Annotated in this window: 14 protein-coding genes; 8 read left to right on the top strand and 6 right to left on the bottom strand. The window is 39.4% G+C overall.

Annotation, left to right across the window (positions count from 1 at the left end):
* Positions 1–127 precede the first annotated feature (127 nt).
* Positions 128–1303 carry a formate-dependent phosphoribosylglycinamide formyltransferase gene (purT, locus tag JQC92_RS00595; RefSeq protein ID WP_204997812.1) on the bottom strand — a complete coding sequence of 392 codons (1176 nt, stop codon included), beginning with the start codon at positions 1301–1303 and terminating at the stop codon, positions 128–130.
* A gap of 323 nt (positions 1304–1626) precedes the next feature.
* Here purT and JQC92_RS00590 point away from each other — a divergent pair, with 323 nt between their 5' ends.
* On the top strand, positions 1627–1860 hold the full coding sequence (locus tag JQC92_RS00590; RefSeq protein ID WP_204997811.1) for a hypothetical protein: 234 nt from the start codon (positions 1627–1629) through the stop codon (positions 1858–1860).
* Between the two features lie 141 nt (positions 1861–2001).
* Here the strand turns inward: JQC92_RS00590 and JQC92_RS00585 are convergent, their stop codons facing one another.
* Entirely contained in the window at positions 2002–2616 is a 615-nt protein-coding gene (locus JQC92_RS00585) for a helix-turn-helix transcriptional regulator (protein WP_204997810.1), read from the bottom strand.
* A 138-nt stretch (positions 2617–2754) separates the two neighbouring features.
* Here JQC92_RS00585 and JQC92_RS00580 point away from each other — a divergent pair, with 138 nt between their 5' ends.
* The 6 genes from JQC92_RS00580 (at position 2755) to JQC92_RS00555 (ending at position 6814) form a co-directional block, all read left to right on the top strand.
* Entirely contained in the window at positions 2755–3348 is a 594-nt protein-coding gene (locus JQC92_RS00580; protein WP_204997809.1) for an NADPH-dependent FMN reductase, read from the top strand.
* 38 nt (positions 3349–3386) lie between these two features.
* Positions 3387–3809 (top strand): VOC family protein, encoded by a 423-nt coding sequence (locus tag JQC92_RS00575; protein WP_204997808.1) that lies wholly within the window; start codon positions 3387–3389, stop codon positions 3807–3809.
* Between the two features lie 104 nt (positions 3810–3913).
* Positions 3914–4468, top strand: a complete 555-nt coding sequence (locus tag JQC92_RS00570) for a hypothetical protein (protein WP_204997807.1) — start codon at positions 3914–3916, stop codon at positions 4466–4468.
* 113 nt (positions 4469–4581) lie between these two features.
* The gene (locus tag JQC92_RS00565) at positions 4582–5124 is read left to right on the top strand and encodes a hypothetical protein (protein WP_204997806.1); all 543 of its coding nucleotides are present in this window, start codon (positions 4582–4584) and stop codon (positions 5122–5124) included.
* Between the two features lie 29 nt (positions 5125–5153).
* The gene (locus JQC92_RS00560; RefSeq protein WP_204997805.1) at positions 5154–5576 is read left to right on the top strand and encodes a hypothetical protein; all 423 of its coding nucleotides are present in this window, start codon (positions 5154–5156) and stop codon (positions 5574–5576) included.
* Positions 5577–6577: 1001 nt separating this feature from the next.
* A complete protein-coding gene (locus JQC92_RS00555) occupies positions 6578–6814 on the top strand; it encodes a hypothetical protein (protein WP_204997804.1) in 237 nt (78 codons plus the stop codon).
* 57 nt (positions 6815–6871) lie between these two features.
* Here JQC92_RS00555 and JQC92_RS00550 read toward each other — a convergent pair whose 3' ends face one another.
* Both JQC92_RS00550 and JQC92_RS00545 read right to left on the bottom strand, forming a co-directional pair.
* Positions 6872–9541 (bottom strand): TonB-dependent receptor domain-containing protein, encoded by a 2670-nt coding sequence (locus JQC92_RS00550; RefSeq protein WP_204997803.1) that lies wholly within the window; start codon positions 9539–9541, stop codon positions 6872–6874.
* 90 nt (positions 9542–9631) lie between these two features.
* Positions 9632–12460 (bottom strand): hypothetical protein, encoded by a 2829-nt coding sequence (locus JQC92_RS00545; protein ID WP_204997802.1) that lies wholly within the window; start codon positions 12458–12460, stop codon positions 9632–9634.
* A gap of 213 nt (positions 12461–12673) precedes the next feature.
* On the opposite strand from JQC92_RS00545, the gene JQC92_RS00540 reads away from it, so the two are divergent.
* Positions 12674–14851, top strand: coding sequence for a hypothetical protein (locus tag JQC92_RS00540; RefSeq protein WP_204997801.1), 2178 nt, complete (start codon positions 12674–12676; stop codon positions 14849–14851).
* Positions 14852–14862: 11 nt separating this feature from the next.
* On the opposite strand, the gene JQC92_RS00535 is transcribed toward JQC92_RS00540, so the two are convergent.
* Positions 14863–15357 (bottom strand): GNAT family N-acetyltransferase, encoded by a 495-nt coding sequence (locus JQC92_RS00535; RefSeq protein WP_204997800.1) that lies wholly within the window; start codon positions 15355–15357, stop codon positions 14863–14865.
* A 275-nt stretch (positions 15358–15632) separates the two neighbouring features.
* The gene (gene clpB / locus JQC92_RS00530; protein WP_204997799.1) at positions 15633–18206 is read right to left on the bottom strand and encodes an ATP-dependent chaperone ClpB; all 2574 of its coding nucleotides are present in this window, start codon (positions 18204–18206) and stop codon (positions 15633–15635) included.
* Positions 18207–18392 lie beyond the last annotated feature (186 nt).

The raw sequence follows: 18392 nt of genomic DNA, 5'->3' as shown, positions 1-18392 counted from the left end.
GCACTTGGTAAATTTAGTTTTCGGTAAGTTAGGAATAGACGTGAGTGATGAAAAAGTATCTCAGGTTTATAGTGAAGTCAGTGAGTACGGGACAATTGCTGCATAAAACTGTCTGCAGTATTGAAGACTAATACTTAATCAATATTCGTGATGCTGCACGTTTTGCTTTTTCAACTGCAGCGTCAATATTCTCATCTCTTGCAAGTGCAACACCTAAGCGTCGATGACCGTTAATTTCTGGCTTAGCAAATAAGCGAAGTTGAGTTTCTGCTTCGAGTAACGCTTTGTGCAGTCCTTCATACTCTATGTTTACTGAGTGTCCGTCACCTAGAATCACCGCTGATGCAGAGTATCCAAGTTGTTTTATCTTAGCGATTGGTAAACCTAAAATCGCACGCACGTGCAGTGCAAACTCAGATAAGTCTTGGCTGATTAAAGTGACCAGCCCGGTATCATGAGGTCGTGGCGATACTTCTGAGAAATAGACGTCATCACCTTTTATGAACATTTCAACTCCAAATAACCCATATCCACCTAATGCTTTTACTACTTTCTTGGCCATCTCTTTTGCCGCATTTAAACAATGCTCGCTCATGTTTTGAGGTTGCCATGATTCTTGATAATCACCGTTTTCTTGTCTGTGACCGATGGGAGCACAGAAATGAATACCGTCAACAGCCTGGACGGTGAGTAATGTAATTTCGTAGTCAAAATCGATAAAGCTTTCAACAATTACTCGACCTTGACCACTTCGCCCCTCTTCCTGAGAGTGAGCCCAAGCAGCGTCAATTTGTTCTTCACTTTTAATGACACTCTGACCGTGACCAGAAGAACTCATAACGGGTTTAATTACGCATGGAAAACCCATTTTTTCAATGGCAGACTTTAGATCTTTTTTATTATCACAAAAGAAAAACCGAGAAGTCAGTACGCCAAGTGAATTAGCCGCTAATCGTCTTATTCCTTCTCTATCCATGGTTAGACGTGCTGCTTTTGCGTTAGGAATGACGTTTAATCCATCTTGTTCTAATTCTTCGAGTAACTGGGTATTTATCGCTTCTATTTCAGGAATGACAATATCTGGATTTTCTTGAGCAATAACAGATCGTAGTGCTGAAGCACTGAGCATATCGATGACATGAGAACGATGAGCAACATGCATTGCAGGAGCATTAGAATAACGGTCAACGGCAATAACCTCGATGCCTAACCGTTGCAATTCAATTGCAATTTCTTTTCCTAACTCACCACTACCTAACAACAAAGCCTTTAATGCATTTTTACAAAGTGCAGTTCCTAGCATCTGGTATTCTCTTGAATAGACTTGAATGAATTTTATGCTGTTTTTACGAAAAATAACAACTATCTGAGCACCGTGATGTTTTTAGCTTAATACGAGCTTACAAAAGTGATTGATTTTATAAATGGCCTTGACTGTTTATCTATAGAATAAATCTATGATTAATCAATAAGGTGAAATTAACGTGCTGCCACTTACACTCGATCCAGATGCAAGATTGATATATAGAAACTGATCCATCTGTACTCACTAGAGTAACCAGTGAAAAAGAAGACGGTCGTTATGAGTATAAGACGCAAAATGGCAGAAAGTACACGCTGGTATATGTGTTTAAAGACAAATTATTAACAATAGAAGCTTGGCACAAACCCACTGATGCAACTAAAGCCGCAGCCTCAATAACATCAGAGAAAGGTGAACAGAATCAGTTAGAAAAAGTTGGAACAAGCATTTCATCTCTAAAAAAGACGAAGATTCAGTTTACTTCGAAAACAAACGCTCTATACAAAGAAGTAAATGCAATTTTAACCTTTTCACTGCTCACCACGCCTATGAAGTAATCGAAGGTTTCAAGCATCAATTTGAAGATTCGGGCACAGAAGTAAAATCTAAAAGACAAGAAATAACACCAAAAATTGTGATTGAAACAGGCATTACTCGGAAATAATATTTAGACATTAAAGTGGAGAAAATAAATGGATTTAAGATTGAATTTTATAAGCACACCTTCTTGCACCATCAACAATGTGCTCGGTGCGGCAAACTTGAGCAACACCCAAGAATAAAGCTTGAAAAAGCTCTAACTCTGAACGACAAAAACTTTGACATTTCATCGCAGCGGCACATATTGGGCAGTGATTTTCTAACAACCAAAAGTGAGCACCTTCTTCACTCCAAGTTGCCATGTAACCTTCTTGGGTTCGTAATTCAGCTAAAGTAATCACTTTTTCTTTTATCGTATTTTTGGCTTCAAGCGCCTTTTTATACAACAAAAGGCTGTCTGCTTCTCTCTGTTTAATTAAGCGCTCTAACCCTTCGTCACCAAATATCACTTTAACTGAGTCAATCAACTGCAAAGTAAGTTCTTCGTGTCGATCCTCAAAGCCACCAGCATTATTTTCAACTAATCGCCAATGACGGCTTGGTCGCCCTCTCCCCTTAGCAATATCTTCTGTCACCACGTCATTAGAATCTTCCAAAGCTTGAAGGTGTTGCCTCACGCCCATCGTCGTTAGCTCTAGCTCTTCAGCCAAAAACTTAGCCGTTAACGGTCCATTCAGTTTTAAGAGGTTCAGAATTTTTTCAGTGGTTTTCATACTTACTCCAATTGATTCTGAGCTAATGATATTACTCAAGGCACTATTAAGTAAACTTTTCTGTTTATTTTTGCTTTACAATATTAAGTAAATAATTTACTTTACATATTAATTTATAAACAAAAATACTTACTTAATATGAATCTTGTTATCGTCAGTGCGAGCCACAGAGCTGAATCTCAAAGTTTTAACGTCGGGGAATATTTGAAGTTTCATGCCAAGCAATATGAATCAATAACTCACATTGAACTGGCTATGCTTAACCTGCCATTTTGGGATGGTACATCGGATAAAGGTGAGTCTTGGGCTCAAGTAAAGTCATCACTTGAAGAGGCTGATGCCATTATTGCCATTACTCCTGAATGGAATGGTATGGCCTCTCCACTTTTGAAAAACTTTCTTCTGATGTGCGATCTCGACATGACAGATAACAAACCAATCATGTATGTCGCTGTTTCCAGTGGCATTGGAGGTACCTACCCAATAGCAGAACTGAAAATGGGTGGTGGCAAAAATAACGGCCTCATACCCATTTCTGAACATTTAATCATTAGAGGTGTTGAAGGCTTTCTTAATCCAGAAATTGAATCCTCACACGATAGGTCGCTGAGGCTCAGAATCGAATACAGCCTCGAAATGCTGGCCAGGTTCAGCGAGGCACTTTCGAATTTACGTGTAAACATTAAAAAAAATCCAATCGAAAACAGGCAGTTATTTTCATATGGAATGTAGTTTTTCAAATTATCTTAAAAAGCAAAGAGGAACAAATTATGATCTCACTCGAACATGTAAACGTTGTCGTCAAGGATATACCTGAAACTCTCGCTTTTTATCAAGCAGCTTTTCCACATTGGAGTGTCCGTGGTGGCGGATCTGGCGAATGGTACGGTAAACCAAGAAGGTGGGTTCATTTTGGCGATGATTATCACTATTTAGCTTTCAGTGACCATGGAAAAAGAGCAGCTAGAGATTTAAAAGGCGACCAAGTTGGTTTAGCACACTATGCCTTTACGGTGAGCAATCTTGAGACTTTGATTGAACGACTTCAAAATGCTGGTTACCCAGTCGCAATTTGGGGAGGTAACGATGACACCCAAAAAAGTGTTTATTTTATTGACCCTAATGGAATTGAAGTGGAGTTCGTTCAATATTCAGTTGATTTACCTGAACTTAGAAATCAGTACGCCGATTAAACTGGTAGTACCAGTAGGATGGTAAGGTCATAAATTTTCGATATAGTGAAGTGTATGAAGTTTGTATAGTAACCATAGATTCTCGGTGTTTTATTGGGTGACTTATGAGTAATACAATTGATTCTTCGAATGCTTCACATGAAGTAATGACAGATAAAGCTCTGCAAGCTTTAGATGTGCAACCACAGGGTTTTCAATTTTTAAAATCAACGGAATCATTCGGCTCAAAAATGGGCGATGAACTAAAAAAAGTCGAAAGTAATTTCAAGTTCTTGGAGCAAAAAGTCGAAACGTTTATGCATGAACATAAAACACTCCCCGATTTACTCCAAGAGCTACACGATTTAAATGGAAAGAATGCAAAAAATATTACCCCCGAACAAAAAAAAGATATGGAACTGTTAAAAGAGTGCTTTGACCTTTTACAAGACTCAAGTAAGTTGCTCGCCGCTACAAAAATTTATATCAATAAACTTAAAAGTTTAATGGATCAAGTTGCCAACAGTGATGATGGGGCTTTACAAATGAAGTTTCCTAAATTTGATTTAAAGAACGTCCCTAAAAAAGACTATCAGCTTATATTGCCCAAGCTCCCGAGTTTTGTTTCAAATACTTCCAAGATCACTGGTACGACCACTAATACGCAAACACCTCAATAAATTAGAAGTTAGCAGGCAAACCGTTTTATATACTGTTAACTATTAGTAAAATATATTTATTGCGCTTTGATTTATCGAAATGGACTTCAACGCTTGTTAAGCAGAGGTCTAAAATGTCAGAGGTATCATCAATTAGTCGCAGCTCGAAACCTGTCATAGGATTACAAGCCGCAGAAACATCACATAGAGATAATGCTAAGTGTGATCCTGAGCTATTCAAAGCTTATTTAACTCATAAAATGACGAATGCTGTTAAGAATTTAACACCGAAAGAAAAAAAGCTGAGTCAGTTAATTGAAAAATTACTTGAAGATGATTTAGAAAAAGCGAAAGAAGAGCGTGACAAACTAGGTAATGATGAAGACAGCTCAATGATGGGTTCAGTTAAGCTCGCTTGCTTATCAGAGCTCAATGAACTGATTTCACTTGGCTATTTACCCGATGATGATGTCGAAAAAGAAGCAGATGATGAGCAAAAGCTCGTCAATCCTTCAAAAGAGGATTTGGATGCTAAAAAACGAAAGTTTGATCCAGTACAGTTAAAACAAAAATTATATGAGCATCACTCAGCGTATACTGAACTAAACTCAATATTAGATGAATTAAATCAAAAACTATCAAGCGCTTTATATATGTCTCATGAAATCAATGGCTGACATATGTGGACTCAGTCGGAGTGTTAACAATGACAAAACTGGAATCAGCAAACACCACTAAGTCAAACAATGAAATGATGGTTGCAGCATCTGAAATAGAACTTAATTCGATCTTAAAGCAAGTGACTGAAAATGTTTCGGCTCTTGAAAAGTACAATAACTTCCTAGAAAGCAATAATAATGAGCCTAAAGATATGCTTGGCGCTCGTTTTATCAACTTTCACGCTACTTTTAGCCAACTGATGGCAAACCAACAAGCACTTGAAAAAATTTACCCAGATATCAGTGATACTGAAAATAATCAGCTTTCAGATCAAGCGAAAGCAGTACATGAACAGCTTTTATCAGCCGTTAATCTTGGTTTGAATATTTTACAGCAAATAGACGTTTCTACTTACAGTTTGAAAAACCAAATGGATACAATTAAAGATGTTATTAATGACGATACTTAAGTTATTGAGCTGTTGTATTAATAATGTCAATTTTTAGAGATAGTAGGGAGCTATTGATCTTTGTTGATATTATCAGCAATGATGATTTTTGACGATATCAAAACGGAACAAGCGTTATTTAGTTATTCTAAATGAGCTAAGTGACAATGCAGATAGCGTTAAAAATAACCATTACCCTACGGGCTGAATCTAAATCGCCTTATTCTTTGTTGAAAATAGTTTATTTAGATGACTAAACAGCACTATTCCGCCTCGATTAAGTAAGGCGATTTATTGCTCAGTTTAATTATTATACAAAGATTAACACCCCTTAGTTTCTCAATTAGATGGTAAGTCTTAATATTGACAACTTAAAAGTCAGTTAATTTGATTTGGAGATATAAATGAGTAGGGGCTGTTGATCTTTGTTGATATTTTCAGCAATGATTATTTTTGACGATAGCAAAGCGGAACAAGCGTTATTTAGTTCTTCTAAATGAGCGCAGTGACAATGCAGATAGCGTTAAAAATAACCATTGCCCTACGGGCTGAGTCTAAATCGCCTTACTCTGTGTTAAAAATAGTTTATTTAGATGACTAAATTGCACTATTTCCGCCTCGATTAAGGCGATTTATTGCTCAGCTGAATTATTAAACAAAGATCAACCGCCCCTAGCCTTATTATTAATAGTTCTAGCAGTATTAGTCCAACAGAGTTAAATTCTATCAATAAAGAAAAGCAAGTTGACACCTCACGATTAGAGCAAGCATCTGATGCTAGCTATACCCATGATACCTGAAGATGCTCGATTTCAGCGAGAATGCACAACTTGTTAATCAAGGCGACAGTGCTAACAATAGTGAGCTATTGTTAGCACTGGCAACGAAGAGTAGCAAGCTGTGCAACTCGCACTGCGTGGACTTCTAAGCGCCAATTCTTCTTTGTTACATTAGCTCGAAAGAATCCCGATATTCCTTCGCTAATGCGCCTCAAAGAATTGGCGCTGAAAAAGTCCTGAAACATGCATCTTCAAGTATTATGGGTATATACATCAAAAATAACATCTGGTATGACTCAAGTTGGTAACAGTATTAGTAACATAGACAAAGAAGTAGATAAACTAGCTAAAGAAATTAGTAAACAATATAAACACGATATCAGTGACGCATACAAAAGAGCGATTGACGGCAGAAACGACATGAAGTTGCTCAACGATGAGCTTAAGAAACTCCAATATGGGCTCTCAAATTATAAGTAAAAAAGAGTTGCGGGCATCAAAGTTCACGCCCGCGTTTCTCAGTGTGACATTGCGATTCTAGTAACTATAACTCACTTCAAAAGTATACTCAGTACCCGGATCTTTAGAATAAACTTTAACACCTTGTTGTTTATATTCAGTTTCTGAGCCAAGTAAGTTTTTCGCTTTCAGTTTGAAAGTCCAAAATTCGTCAGGAAGAAAACTGTAGGTAAAATCTAAGCTGTTAAATGGTTGTTCATACACATCGTCTAACCCACCACGGCCACCATATGCAATACGTTCGCCAAATACGTTATACACCAACGTTGAGCTGTGCATTTCATCTGGTGAGTCAAAACTGAGTTGAAGGTTTGCCACCCATTCACTATGGCCTGTCATACGGCGTTTCAAGTTAGTTGGGTCAATCTCACCATTTGGCTGAATTTCAATTTCTGAGTCGCTTAACGTTAGGTTACCTGCAACAAAAAAGCTGTCGCTCCAGTCACCTAAGAAATTCAAGTCGTGCAAGAACTCCGTTTCGATACCGTAAATAACACCGGATTCCGCATTGTAAAACTTAAGCTGACGCCCAGCTTCTGAAATACGTTGTACTGGTTCAATCGGTGCTTCAACATCTTTATAAAAACCGCCAATACTGAAGTTATTGCCATCATCTGAGTACATTTCCCAACGTAAATCAAAATTGAGAATGTTTGAGCTGGTTAACTCTGGGTTACCGAAGAAATCAAAACCGGTAATTGGGTCTTGGAATCGTACCGGAGACACTTCACGTAAGTCCGGACGAACAATAGTCTTACTTGCACCAAAACGCCATTGAGTCGTGTCAGAGTCTTTCCATGTTAGAGATAATGACGGGAACCAGCCATCCTCAACAATAACGTAATCCGTAATGCTGTAACGACCAGCTTCATCTGAAATCTCACCTTCAGGTGTTAATGGTAATGTCGTTCTGCGAAAATCTTCATATCGAATCCCCGCATAAATTCGCCATACATCATCAATATCAATATCGATACTTGCAAAACCAGCGTCATTTTTTTCAGCGGCTACATAATCTTCTGTATCTGTTGACGCATCTCTTAATTCAAGATCCAACACATTCGATGCAATGTTATCGTCAGAAAAAATACGGTTGTAGTCGAGACTTAAGATGTCACCATTAGTTTGATTAGGGCTAAGGCCCACTTCTAATCCCAAGCGAGTCGCAAAACTATGACGAACTCGTTCATTATATTGGTAACCAGCGCGTAGCTTAATAATGGTATCACCTATATCGATTGGGTAAGTTAAGCTCCAACCATAATTTTCAGCGTCATCTTCTAGGTTACTGTATAAATATTTTGGTGCATCTTGTGTGTTCAACTTGCGGTCAGTGTATTGTCCATTGTCATCGACAATCACGTTATACGTATACGACAATTCACTGGGTGCGTAGCGTCTTGAGCGAGAATCGGTATACATCCAATCAAGTTCGACATCCCAAAGTTCTTCAAGATAATGCTTACCTTTTATCTGATTACTGATCAACGATCGTTCTTGATACTCAATTTCATTTACAAGAAGTGCGTTAGGCTCGCTGATGGTATCGATTGTCTCTTCTAGCGAGATTGACACATCATCAGATGTATCACGCAAATACGTAGTATATGTTTCAATTTTATGGTTTTCGTTCAGTTCGAACCCCATATTGAACATACCTGAAATTTGCACGATAGAATCTGTTCCAACAATGTCTTTCGAGTTTTCTACCTGAACTTGCTCTTTATCGCCATCCAGCTCGACTTCTGTTTTTGTATAGTTTTCAGCTTGAGCTTTATAAGACGCAGCAGCAACAAATCCAAACATAGACTCGTCACCTATCTCCCAGCTGTTTCCTACAGAGGCGTTTGCTCTTAAACCTAAGTCTGTATCCTCATGCTGAATCGTCATATCACGATATATATCGTTGACTAATGAGCGGTTAATATTCTGAGCCGTTGGGAAATCAACTGTTCCATTCGACCCCGTCAAAATATCAATCGGAGATAAGCCACCGTAACGAGCGATGGTATCGTTGATGGACTGAGGCATGGCTCTCGTCCCATCATCTTTTCCTTGCCAATCATCGTCACCACCATTGTAGGTGTAAGTGTCTTTAGAATCGTTCGTGTTATAGCGAGTACCAATTTTAGCTTTAAAGAAAAAATCGGACGGTATCGACTTAGTTCTGATGTCGACATGACCACCACCAAATGCTGCTGGCATATCAGCAGAAGCCGCTTTTTGTACGGACAGTGAATCAATAATTGACGCTGGGAACATATCGAGTGGTACGACATTACGGGTTGGATCTGGTGATGGTACGACAGCACCGTTTAACGATGTTGAAGAATAACGTTCACCCAAACCACGCACATAGATAAATTTACCGTCTTTTAGGGTTAAACCAGTGATTCGACGAAGTGCAGCTGCGGCATCACTATCACCTGTACGGCTGATTTGCTCTGCGCCCATTAAATCTTCAACGGTAGGAGCTTCACGACGTTCCTCAATCGCTGCTGATGCGGCGGTTCTTAAACGTCCTTGAACTTCGATGACCTCAATTGGCTCAATGGGGAAATCTTCTTTAGGATCGATGTTTTCGTCTGCCGAATAGCCTGGAAAAGTTGTGAGCATGGCAGCGGCAGACATCGCTATAGCGACAGCACGGCTCAACTTGTTAACTGAAAAGTTCGGCTTGGTTTTCATAATAATGACTTTCCTGTGAGATTGAAGGAAGCCGCAAATTGCGGCTTTAATCTGGAGGTAGCCAACTCAGCCGAGTTGGCCTCTCATTGATTACTGCTGTGGCTTAAACGTCCAGCCAGCAGTCCAGTCTTCAGTTCCAAATGCACCGATGTAATCCGTTGCGTCAAAGAAGTTATCCTCTGCACTCATGTCTTTACCAGCACCCAGTAGGTTTGATTCACCTTCAGCCGGCACACCTGAGCTCATTAGCGATACTTCAGTTGCAGCATTGTTTTTATCATCAGCAAGGAACCATGCTTCAACATCAATCGCATCAGTAGTTGCATCATTTTCAGAGCTGTACTTGAATGGCTCGTTACAATCAATGATTGAGTGAGTCATTTCCAGTTCACCGTCTTCAACATTGTTCACTAGCGTTGGGTAAGTACCATCAAGTTCTAAACACTCACCTGACTCAGTATCACCTGTGCTTCCTTTACGACCTTGAACTAAAACATTGTGTAGTTCACCCGCTGTTGCAACACGAAGTAAAATACCTTCACCTTTGTCGCCACTTGCGTTTTCAGTATCTACACCCGGTAAAATAGTGACATTTGAAATCATCGGCTTAGATACAGGACTTGCTTCATCTGTTTTGTGACTGTCAGCTTCGATACCACGGTTTGCTTGACCATCCTGATGAGTAATAAATAAGTGCTGCACTTTACCCGTCCAACCGTTCGTCCAATCTAACGAGTCATCAAAGTTGTCTGTTAGGTATACGTATTTCAGATTTACCGCACCACCCCAGAATTCAACACCATCATCACCATTTGCATGAACTTGGATATGGTCAACTTGAGTACCACTACCCACAGCAGCGAACGAAATGCCGTTCATTTCTTGAGTGTCGTTAACTTTAAAACCAGCGTACTTAACAACCACATAGCTTAATTGACCACTGCTGTCTGCATTGTTATCACCACCGTAATTGTGCTGACCGACTTCGAATGACACGTCACAATCTGTCTTATCGCTACATTTGTTGGTTTCACCGTTACCCAGTAAAACTAAACCACCCCACTGACCGCGATCAGGTGTTGCACCATCAATCACATCTTCTTCCGAAGTCATCACGATTGGGTGAGTTTCATTACCTTCAGCCATGATTTTAGAACCACGGCTTACTGCGATATAGCTTCCTGACTCACCAAACAACTTCGTACCCGCTTGGATACCTAAAGTTGCAGAATTTTGGTTATCACCACCAATCACAACCGCACCGTCTTTAAGCTTATAAAGCACGTTAGAGCCCGCTAAAAGCGTTGTATTAGCGGTTACATTTCCAGAAAGAGAACACACGAGGCTGACACTGTCATCAGCATACAAACCAGCAGGAACAGCTTCTGACATTGTGCCGGCAGGGCAAGACGTCAGTACAGGCAATTCTTGGACTGGATTTGGTGAAGTACTGCCATGAATATCCGTTGTCCAGTTCTCCGTCCAATCCGTGTCATTAAACGCACCGATGTAATCAGCATCGTCTAAACGAGCATCAACGTTAGCTAGATCCGTTTTTCCGCTGGTTAGTGCTAGTGATGATGGGTTTGGCATATAACCATTTAAATCAGATGCGACGGTTAGGTTACCTTCTTGCTCCGTAAACCAAGCTTCAACATCGTAGGCTAATGTCGTTCCTTTATCTGCATCTACTTTTGCGTCTTTAAATGGTTCCGTACAATCAATTAAACTGTGCGTAAATACCAAACCATCTGCTTGTGCGTGCTCAACGGTTGTATCACCATTTATTTCTAAACATTCACCTGATGCAGGCTTACCCTTAACGAGGATATTGTGCGCCATAACACCAGTACTTTTACGAAGTAGAATACCTTCTGCGTCATCGCCACCCGCATTTTCACCTTCAGCAACTTGAATCGTAATGTTGGCTAAGCGAGGATTTGAACGTGGGTCAACTGAATCATCTGAATTTGAATCAGCTTCAATACCACGATTTGAGCCATTATTTTTTTGACGAATGTAAACGTGCTGTGCAGAACCCGTCCAGCCGTTGGTCCAATCTAATGAGTCATCAAAGTTGTCTGTTAGAACAACATTTCTAACTGAAACACTTCCGCCCCAGAACTCGATACCATCGTCATTGTTGTCATGAACCTGTAAGTGGCTTACTGTGGTTCCGCTACCAACAGCACCAAAGCTTACGCCGTTCATTTCTTGAGTGTCATTGATTTTAAAGCCGCCATGTTCAACACGTACGTATTTCAATGATCCTGAACTGTCTTCAGCGTCATTACCGCCATAACTGTGATTGCCCACTTCAAATGATGCAGCACAATCTGTTAAGTCTGGACAAGTATTCACAGGAGCGTTACCCAACAATACTAAGCCACCCCATTGACCCGGAGCACCAGATTGGCCAATACCTTTTTCAACTGAAGTAAAAACAATTGGGCTTGACTCTGTACCTTCAGCCTTAATAGTAGAACCACGGCTGATAACTAAATAAGATTCGCTTGCGCCTAGTACTTTAGTACCCGCTGCGACCCCAAGTTCAACTGAGTTTTCGTTGTCGCCACCAGCAACAACGGCACCATCAAGTTGCCAAACAACATCATTTCCAAGAACAATACGGTTACCATCTTGGCCACCGAAGCTACCAATTGTTGAAGATGAAGAAGAAGGAGCTAACGTACCATTGAGTACCCAAACTTGCTTGCCGTCTACTGATGCCAGTGTTGCACTCTTAGTTGCAAAGCCACTGTAGGCTTTTTCTTCTGGAGTTTGAGTATTTGTTGGTGGAGGTGTAACAGGAGGAGTAACCGTTTCGCTACCCGTATTGATGTTCACATCACCGCCACAACCTGCTAGTGCTAATGCAGTTGCTAACGCTCCAAGTTTAAATATATTCTTCAGTTCCATTGTCATCTCCGAGGACGGATTCTTATCAGGTTAGTTTTTGGACACGACAAAATTACCTGCATAAAATGACAAAAGGACTGCACTTTTATTTCTAAATTGTTTATTTATTGTGTCATTTTTATTTCATAATGCTTTGAAAAGTGGAATATATTTAACTTGATATTCATCAATAACTCCTATTAAATTTAATTCTCTCTGTCTCTGAGTTAATCTATGTCGTCTCAATTCCAATTAATTCCATCTGCAAGAAGCCATTTGGCATATTATGATACTGAAGAATACTCAGTTTTTAACTTTGTTTCAGAAGAAAGGGAGTTAGCCTCAGATGTAATCGATAGCTTGTTTAAATGTCAGAATTTACAATCTCGCTCAAATCTTGTTATTGCCCTCAAAGAGCTACAAAAAACGATATTAGATAGTCATGACGAATATCAACAACCTATAGAGTCTCAATTGTTATATGGTGATCAGCTTTCAATTCTTGTTCATTTGAATCAATTGATGAAAGAGCATTCTATCTCGACTGAGCAGCTCGACGCAGTCTTAGCTAACTTAGTTACACAAAAAATAGTGAATGCAACATCACAAGCTCTAACCTTATCTAGTGTTTTAATCGCACTTGAATTTAGTTTATTAGGAATGGATTATTGCTTACCTTCAGAGCTAGCGTCAGAATTAGTCAACTGCCCATTCACTGCTAACCAGACTTGGACTGTTACAGTAGATAATACTCTAAAATCTCCTCAAGTACTTCTATTGGAAACCTCATCCTCTTGTTACAAACAATGCAGAACAACGAACAGCTTACAACCTTTTGCTGATATGACGTTCCAATTTGCATTACAAGGAAAAACTCATTTATCTCCAACTGAATATGAAGCAATATACTCATCATTACGTTATTTACATAATGAACCAAACTTAACAGCTTTAGTATTACACTCTGAACTTATAAAACTTCTTGTTGGATTGGGTAGATTTAAATTCCACCAAGAAGATCTACAAACCGTAATAAAATTAAATCCTGATGGAAAAACTAAACTTGTTTGTACTCAACAGCTCGACTTTTATGTTCAAGAGCAAGAGAAAAATTTTTATCGTCCATTAACAATTACGGATTTAAAAAAAGTCGATGTAAGCTCATTCCCTCAACATCAAAGAGTTGCAGTAGAATATCAAGCATTATTAGGCAGTAATGTTCAGGCGCACTTTGACTATATAGTTACATGTTCCAATCAAAAAATACCCGCGCCTTGTAGACCGACACTGTCACTCTTTGCTGTAGCACTTAAAAAACGGCTAAAAACCGATGAAAACAGAACTCAAGAATTAGAAAAGATGCTTGAAAAAGCCAAATCTTCTGAGGTTGTCACTTTTATCGCCGACAGCTGTACCCCAGAAGAATTGAATTTAATGTTACCTCAAGTTATTTGCAAACTAGAAGAAATAGGCGCTCTCAAGCAAAAGCTTCCTCAAAAATTAATTAAAATCCTTAATAGAAATTTATTATGTTTGGATTCAGTTCAAAAAAATAAAACAGTACAACTATTATTTGAAAAAGCTCAGTGCTGGGAAGTTGTGGTTTACGCCATTGAATCATTAGAAAAATCAGCACGAAAAGAATTTCATTTAAAAGCTTTTGAAAGGTTCCAAGAGTGGCAGCTCTTTTCTAGCCCATTACCAGAGAAGTTGCGTAGCTATTTAACACAAAATCTAGGCGATAAACTGTATAACCTTGAAATGCTCTCAAAAGCGGTAAATGGTTCAACCGACAGAGAAGCCATTTTATTTTTAATATCCAATACTAAAGCTAATCAAGAGCAAATTAGAGAACTGAAATTAGTTGCGTTAGAAATACTTGAAAAGCTAAAAAAATTGCTACCTATCAGCGACTTATTTTTGCGCACCGAACTATATCAGCACATCCCTATTGAGACGTTAAAAGTGTTTCCTGAAACTACACGAATTAACGAATTATGGAAGGCTTTAAAGGAAAAAGAGACTCAATCAGTTCTTCAACTTCTTAAAACGGGTTTGAATCCAAATGTATCCAGGGCTTGTCCAAATAAGGAATGCTTATATACAGATGATGTCGTTAGCAAAAGCAAAGCTGCTCAAAAGATTAAATATCGTTGGGACTCTGTTCCTTTGCTAATTGAAGCAACTCGTCAAAACAATATCGAACTTGTAAGGTTTTTAGTTAAACATCCAAGCACCAATCTTACAGTACGCATGCCTGTTAATTATGTGGGGCACCGCTGGAATGCTTTAGATATAGCGCTCAACGGTCATTTTGATGAAATAAGAGATTTAATTTGCAAAGCAAGAGGCGTTGAACGAGCATGTGAACTAGAACGGTATCAAGATATGAATAATTGTACCATTCTTTGAGTTTTCAATGTTCATGAAGCCATATGCGCCATTAAATAAGCATCTATATAAGCACCATCACGAAAAGCGTAATGCTTCATTTGTCCCTCAATCACAAAGCCACAGCTTTCGTATAAATTTATGCCTGCATGATTATCGGTGTAAACTTCAAGTTCTACACGAGTAACGGCCAACCAATTATGTGCGAGTTCTAACGCCGCTTTCAGTAATGCTTTTCCAACACCTTTTCGTCTGGTTGATTCACAAACGCCCATACCTAAATTTGCAATGTGCTTACGTCTTGGTCTAGAGCAAACTTCCATGCCCAACTGGCCAACAACCTTGCCATCAATTTCCGCAACAAGACTATAATTACCCTCAGGCAAATTAGATAGGCGGCGAGTCCAATAGGTCAAATTTGGATAAGGATGTTGCAGCGTATTGGCATAAACACTTTTTTGCTTATACAGACCAACGATTGCAGGGATATCAGCTTCTGTCGAATGACGAATTTGCACGTTACTCATAACTTCCTTTGTTACTATTTTATTCGAACTAATCAACTTAATTAAGTCGTTTGGTGAACTATTTTTATACACCACTTATTTATTTATCTCAAACATGAATCGATAAACTGATGAACCGTATATTTCTTAATATACAAATACATATAAATCAAACGTTAACTATTATTAATTTTAAAACGAATGAAACGGCATATTTGAGTAGAGAGTTTAATTTATAAATGCATTAATTTAAATGCTAGTGTTTATCAGGTAAACACTAGCATTCGATTTACTATTTATTGAGAAAATACAAGACTAGATTTACTTTTAATTACTTTTATAGACTTACCTGGCAACAACTTACCTTGGAGGATCTGTTGCGCTAATGGATTCTCGATCTCTGTTTGAATAGTACGTTTTAATGGTCTGGCACCATAGACAGGATCGAACCCTGCATCTGCAATTAAATCTAACGCTTCTTCGCTCAATTCAAGTTCGTAATCTCGATCAGCCAAGCGCTTACGTAAATTACCAATTTGAATGCTCGCAATATGCCTAATATGCTCTTGAGCTAATGAATGGAACACCACTGTTTCATCAATCCGATTCAAAAATTCCGGTCGAAAGTTCTGACCCACAACGCCCATTACCGCTTCTTTCATTTCATCATAATTTAATGACGCGGCATGTTCTTGAATGATATCCGAGCCTAAGTTTGAGGTCATTATCACAACGGTGTTTCTAAAGTCGACCGTGCGGCCTTGCCCATCCGTTAAACGCCCATCATCTAATACTTGAAGTAAGATATTAAACACATCTGGATGTGCTTTTTCAACTTCATCCAGCAAAATCACAGAATACGGCTTACGTCTTACAGATTCTGTTAAATAACCGCCCTCTTCGTACCCCACATATCCCGGAGGCGCTCCAACCAAACGAGCAACAGAATGCTTCTCCATAAACTCAGACATATCAATGCGAACCAATGCTGATTCAGTATCGAACAAAAACGTTGCTAACGATTTACACAGCTCAGTCTTACCTACACCTGTAGGGCCTAAAAATAAGAATGAGCCGATTGGGCGATTAGGGTCAGACAAACCCGCTCGGCTACGACGAATTGAATTAGCTACAGCTTCTACAGCTTCGTTTTGGCCGATCACTCGCTTATGTAGAGCATCTTCCATTTGCAGCAGTTTTTCTTTTTCGCCTTCAAGCATTTTGGCCACAGGGATACCTGTTGCTTTTGAAAGTACCTCTGCAATTTCAACATCTGTCACTTTGTTTCTAAGCAGAGTCATGTCTTGCATTTCAGCTTGTGACGCTAGATCGAGTTGCTTTTCTAACTCAGGAATTTTACCGTATTGCAGTTCAGACATTCGGGTCAAATCACTGGCTCGTCGTGCGACTTCCAAATCATGTCTTGCTTGTTCTAAATCAGCCTTAATATGCTGTGTACCTGCCAATGCAGCCTTTTCTGAATGCCATACTTCATTCAGCTCAGCGACTTCACGCTCAACTTCATTTAAAGTAGCTCTTAAGTCCTCAAGACGTTTCGCACTAGCGTCATCTTTTTCTTTAATGAGTGCTTGCTCTTCAAGCTTAAGTTGAATTGCTCGTCGCTCCAGTCGATCTAAAGGCTCTGGTTTCGAATCCATTTGCATACGGATAGATGACGCAGCCTCATCAATCAAATCAATCGCTTTATCAGGCAGTTTTCTGTCTGAAATGTAGCGATGCGACATGGTTGCTGCAGCCACAATAGCGGGATCAGTAATCTCTACATGATGATGCAGTTCGTAACGTTCTTTTAGGCCACGCAGAATCGCTACTGTAGACTCTACATTTGGTTCTTCAACCAACACTTTTTGGAATCGACGCTCAAGAGCGGCATCTTTTTCGATGTATTGACGATATTCATCTAACGTCGTTGCACCAACACAATGCAGTTCACCACGCGCTAATGCAGGCTTAAGCATATTGCCTGCATCCATAGCGCCGTCAGTTTTACCTGCACCGACCATGGTATGAAGCTCATCAATAAACAAGATGATTTGCCCTTCCTGCTGAGACAACTCGCTCAATACCGCCTTCAACCGTTCTTCAAATTCACCTCGATATTTTGCACCAGCAATGAGTGACCCCATATCCAGTGATAATACACGTTTATTTTTAATGCCCTCTGGCACCTCGCCATTGACGATACGTTGCGCTAGCCCCTCAACAATTGCTGTTTTACCAACACCAGGTTCACCTATGAGCACAGGATTATTTTTGGTTCGGCGCTGCAATACTTGTACAGTTCGTCGAATTTCTTCGTCACGACCGATGACAGGATCAAGTTTTCCTTGCTCTGCACGCTCCGTTAGATCTACCGTATACTTCTTTAGCGCTTGACGTTGATCTTCTGCATTAGCATCGTCCACGTTTTTACCACCTCTAAACTGCTCAATGGTTTTTTCTAATTTATCTTTCGTTGCACCGTTATCTTTTAATAGTTTCGTTAAAGCATCATTGGCTTCTAACGCAGCTAATACAAACAGTTCGCTCGAAATAAACTTATCTTGTCGCTTTTGCGCCATCTTATCGCACAAATTAAGCACTCGTCCCGAAGCCTGAGAGAGCTGAACATCACCACCTGTTCCTTCTACCACAGGAAAACGTTCTAATTCTTTCGATAACCCTGAACGTAAATTTTTAACGTTGATGCCTGCTTCTGTAAGCAGTGGAGCAATGGTTGTACCGTCTTGATTTAATAAAGACGACATTAAATGAACTGGTTCGATATATTGGTGATCTTTACCCAGCGCCAGTGACTGAGCATCTGAAAGCGCCTGTTGGAATTTAGTGGTCATCCTATCGAGTCGCATATAGCCTCCTGAAACCCAGAAAAGTAGGTTTACACATCACAATGAAGTCTAGCTCAAACTTTGAGCCTTATATGCTTAATAGATGGGGGAGCTTTTAATAGTTTCAAGTGAGAAATTAAGAGATACTTGTTTTTGTAATATATTACTTGTGAAAACATCATAATACAGGTTCAAAATAACTCCCTA

The sequence above is a fragment of the Parashewanella hymeniacidonis genome (assembly GCF_016900895.1).
GTDB lineage: Bacteria > Pseudomonadota > Gammaproteobacteria > Enterobacterales > Shewanellaceae > Parashewanella > Parashewanella hymeniacidonis.
This window is presented reverse-complemented; position numbering and strand designations above follow the sequence as displayed.

Bases quoted from the DNA above. Each gene is read 5' to 3' on its own strand.
- JQC92_RS00555 (WP_204997804.1), top strand. From the start codon at position 6,578: ATGCATCTTCAAGTATTATGGGTATATACATCAAAAATAACATCTGGT.
- JQC92_RS00565 (WP_204997806.1), top strand. From the start codon at position 4,582: ATGTCAGAGGTATCATCAATTAGTCGCAGCTCGAAACCTGTCATAGGA.
- JQC92_RS00575 (WP_204997808.1), top strand. From the start codon at position 3,387: ATGATCTCACTCGAACATGTAAACGTTGTCGTCAAGGATATACCTGAA.
- JQC92_RS00580 (WP_204997809.1), top strand. From the start codon at position 2,755: ATGAATCTTGTTATCGTCAGTGCGAGCCACAGAGCTGAATCTCAAAGT.
- JQC92_RS00585 (WP_204997810.1), bottom strand. From the start codon at position 2,616: ATGAAAACCACTGAAAAAATTCTGAACCTCTTAAAACTGAATGGACCG.
- JQC92_RS00550 (WP_204997803.1), bottom strand. From the start codon at position 9,541: ATGAAAACCAAGCCGAACTTTTCAGTTAACAAGTTGAGCCGTGCTGTC.
- JQC92_RS00560 (WP_204997805.1), top strand. From the start codon at position 5,154: ATGACAAAACTGGAATCAGCAAACACCACTAAGTCAAACAATGAAATG.
- purT (WP_204997812.1), bottom strand. From the start codon at position 1,303: ATGCTAGGAACTGCACTTTGTAAAAATGCATTAAAGGCTTTGTTGTTA.
- JQC92_RS00570 (WP_204997807.1), top strand. From the start codon at position 3,914: ATGAGTAATACAATTGATTCTTCGAATGCTTCACATGAAGTAATGACA.
- JQC92_RS00545 (WP_204997802.1), bottom strand. From the start codon at position 12,460: ATGGAACTGAAGAATATATTTAAACTTGGAGCGTTAGCAACTGCATTA.
- clpB (WP_204997799.1), bottom strand. From the start codon at position 18,206: ATGCGACTCGATAGGATGACCACTAAATTCCAACAGGCGCTTTCAGAT.
- JQC92_RS00540 (WP_204997801.1), top strand. From the start codon at position 12,674: ATGTCGTCTCAATTCCAATTAATTCCATCTGCAAGAAGCCATTTGGCA.
- JQC92_RS00535 (WP_204997800.1), bottom strand. From the start codon at position 15,357: ATGAGTAACGTGCAAATTCGTCATTCGACAGAAGCTGATATCCCTGCA.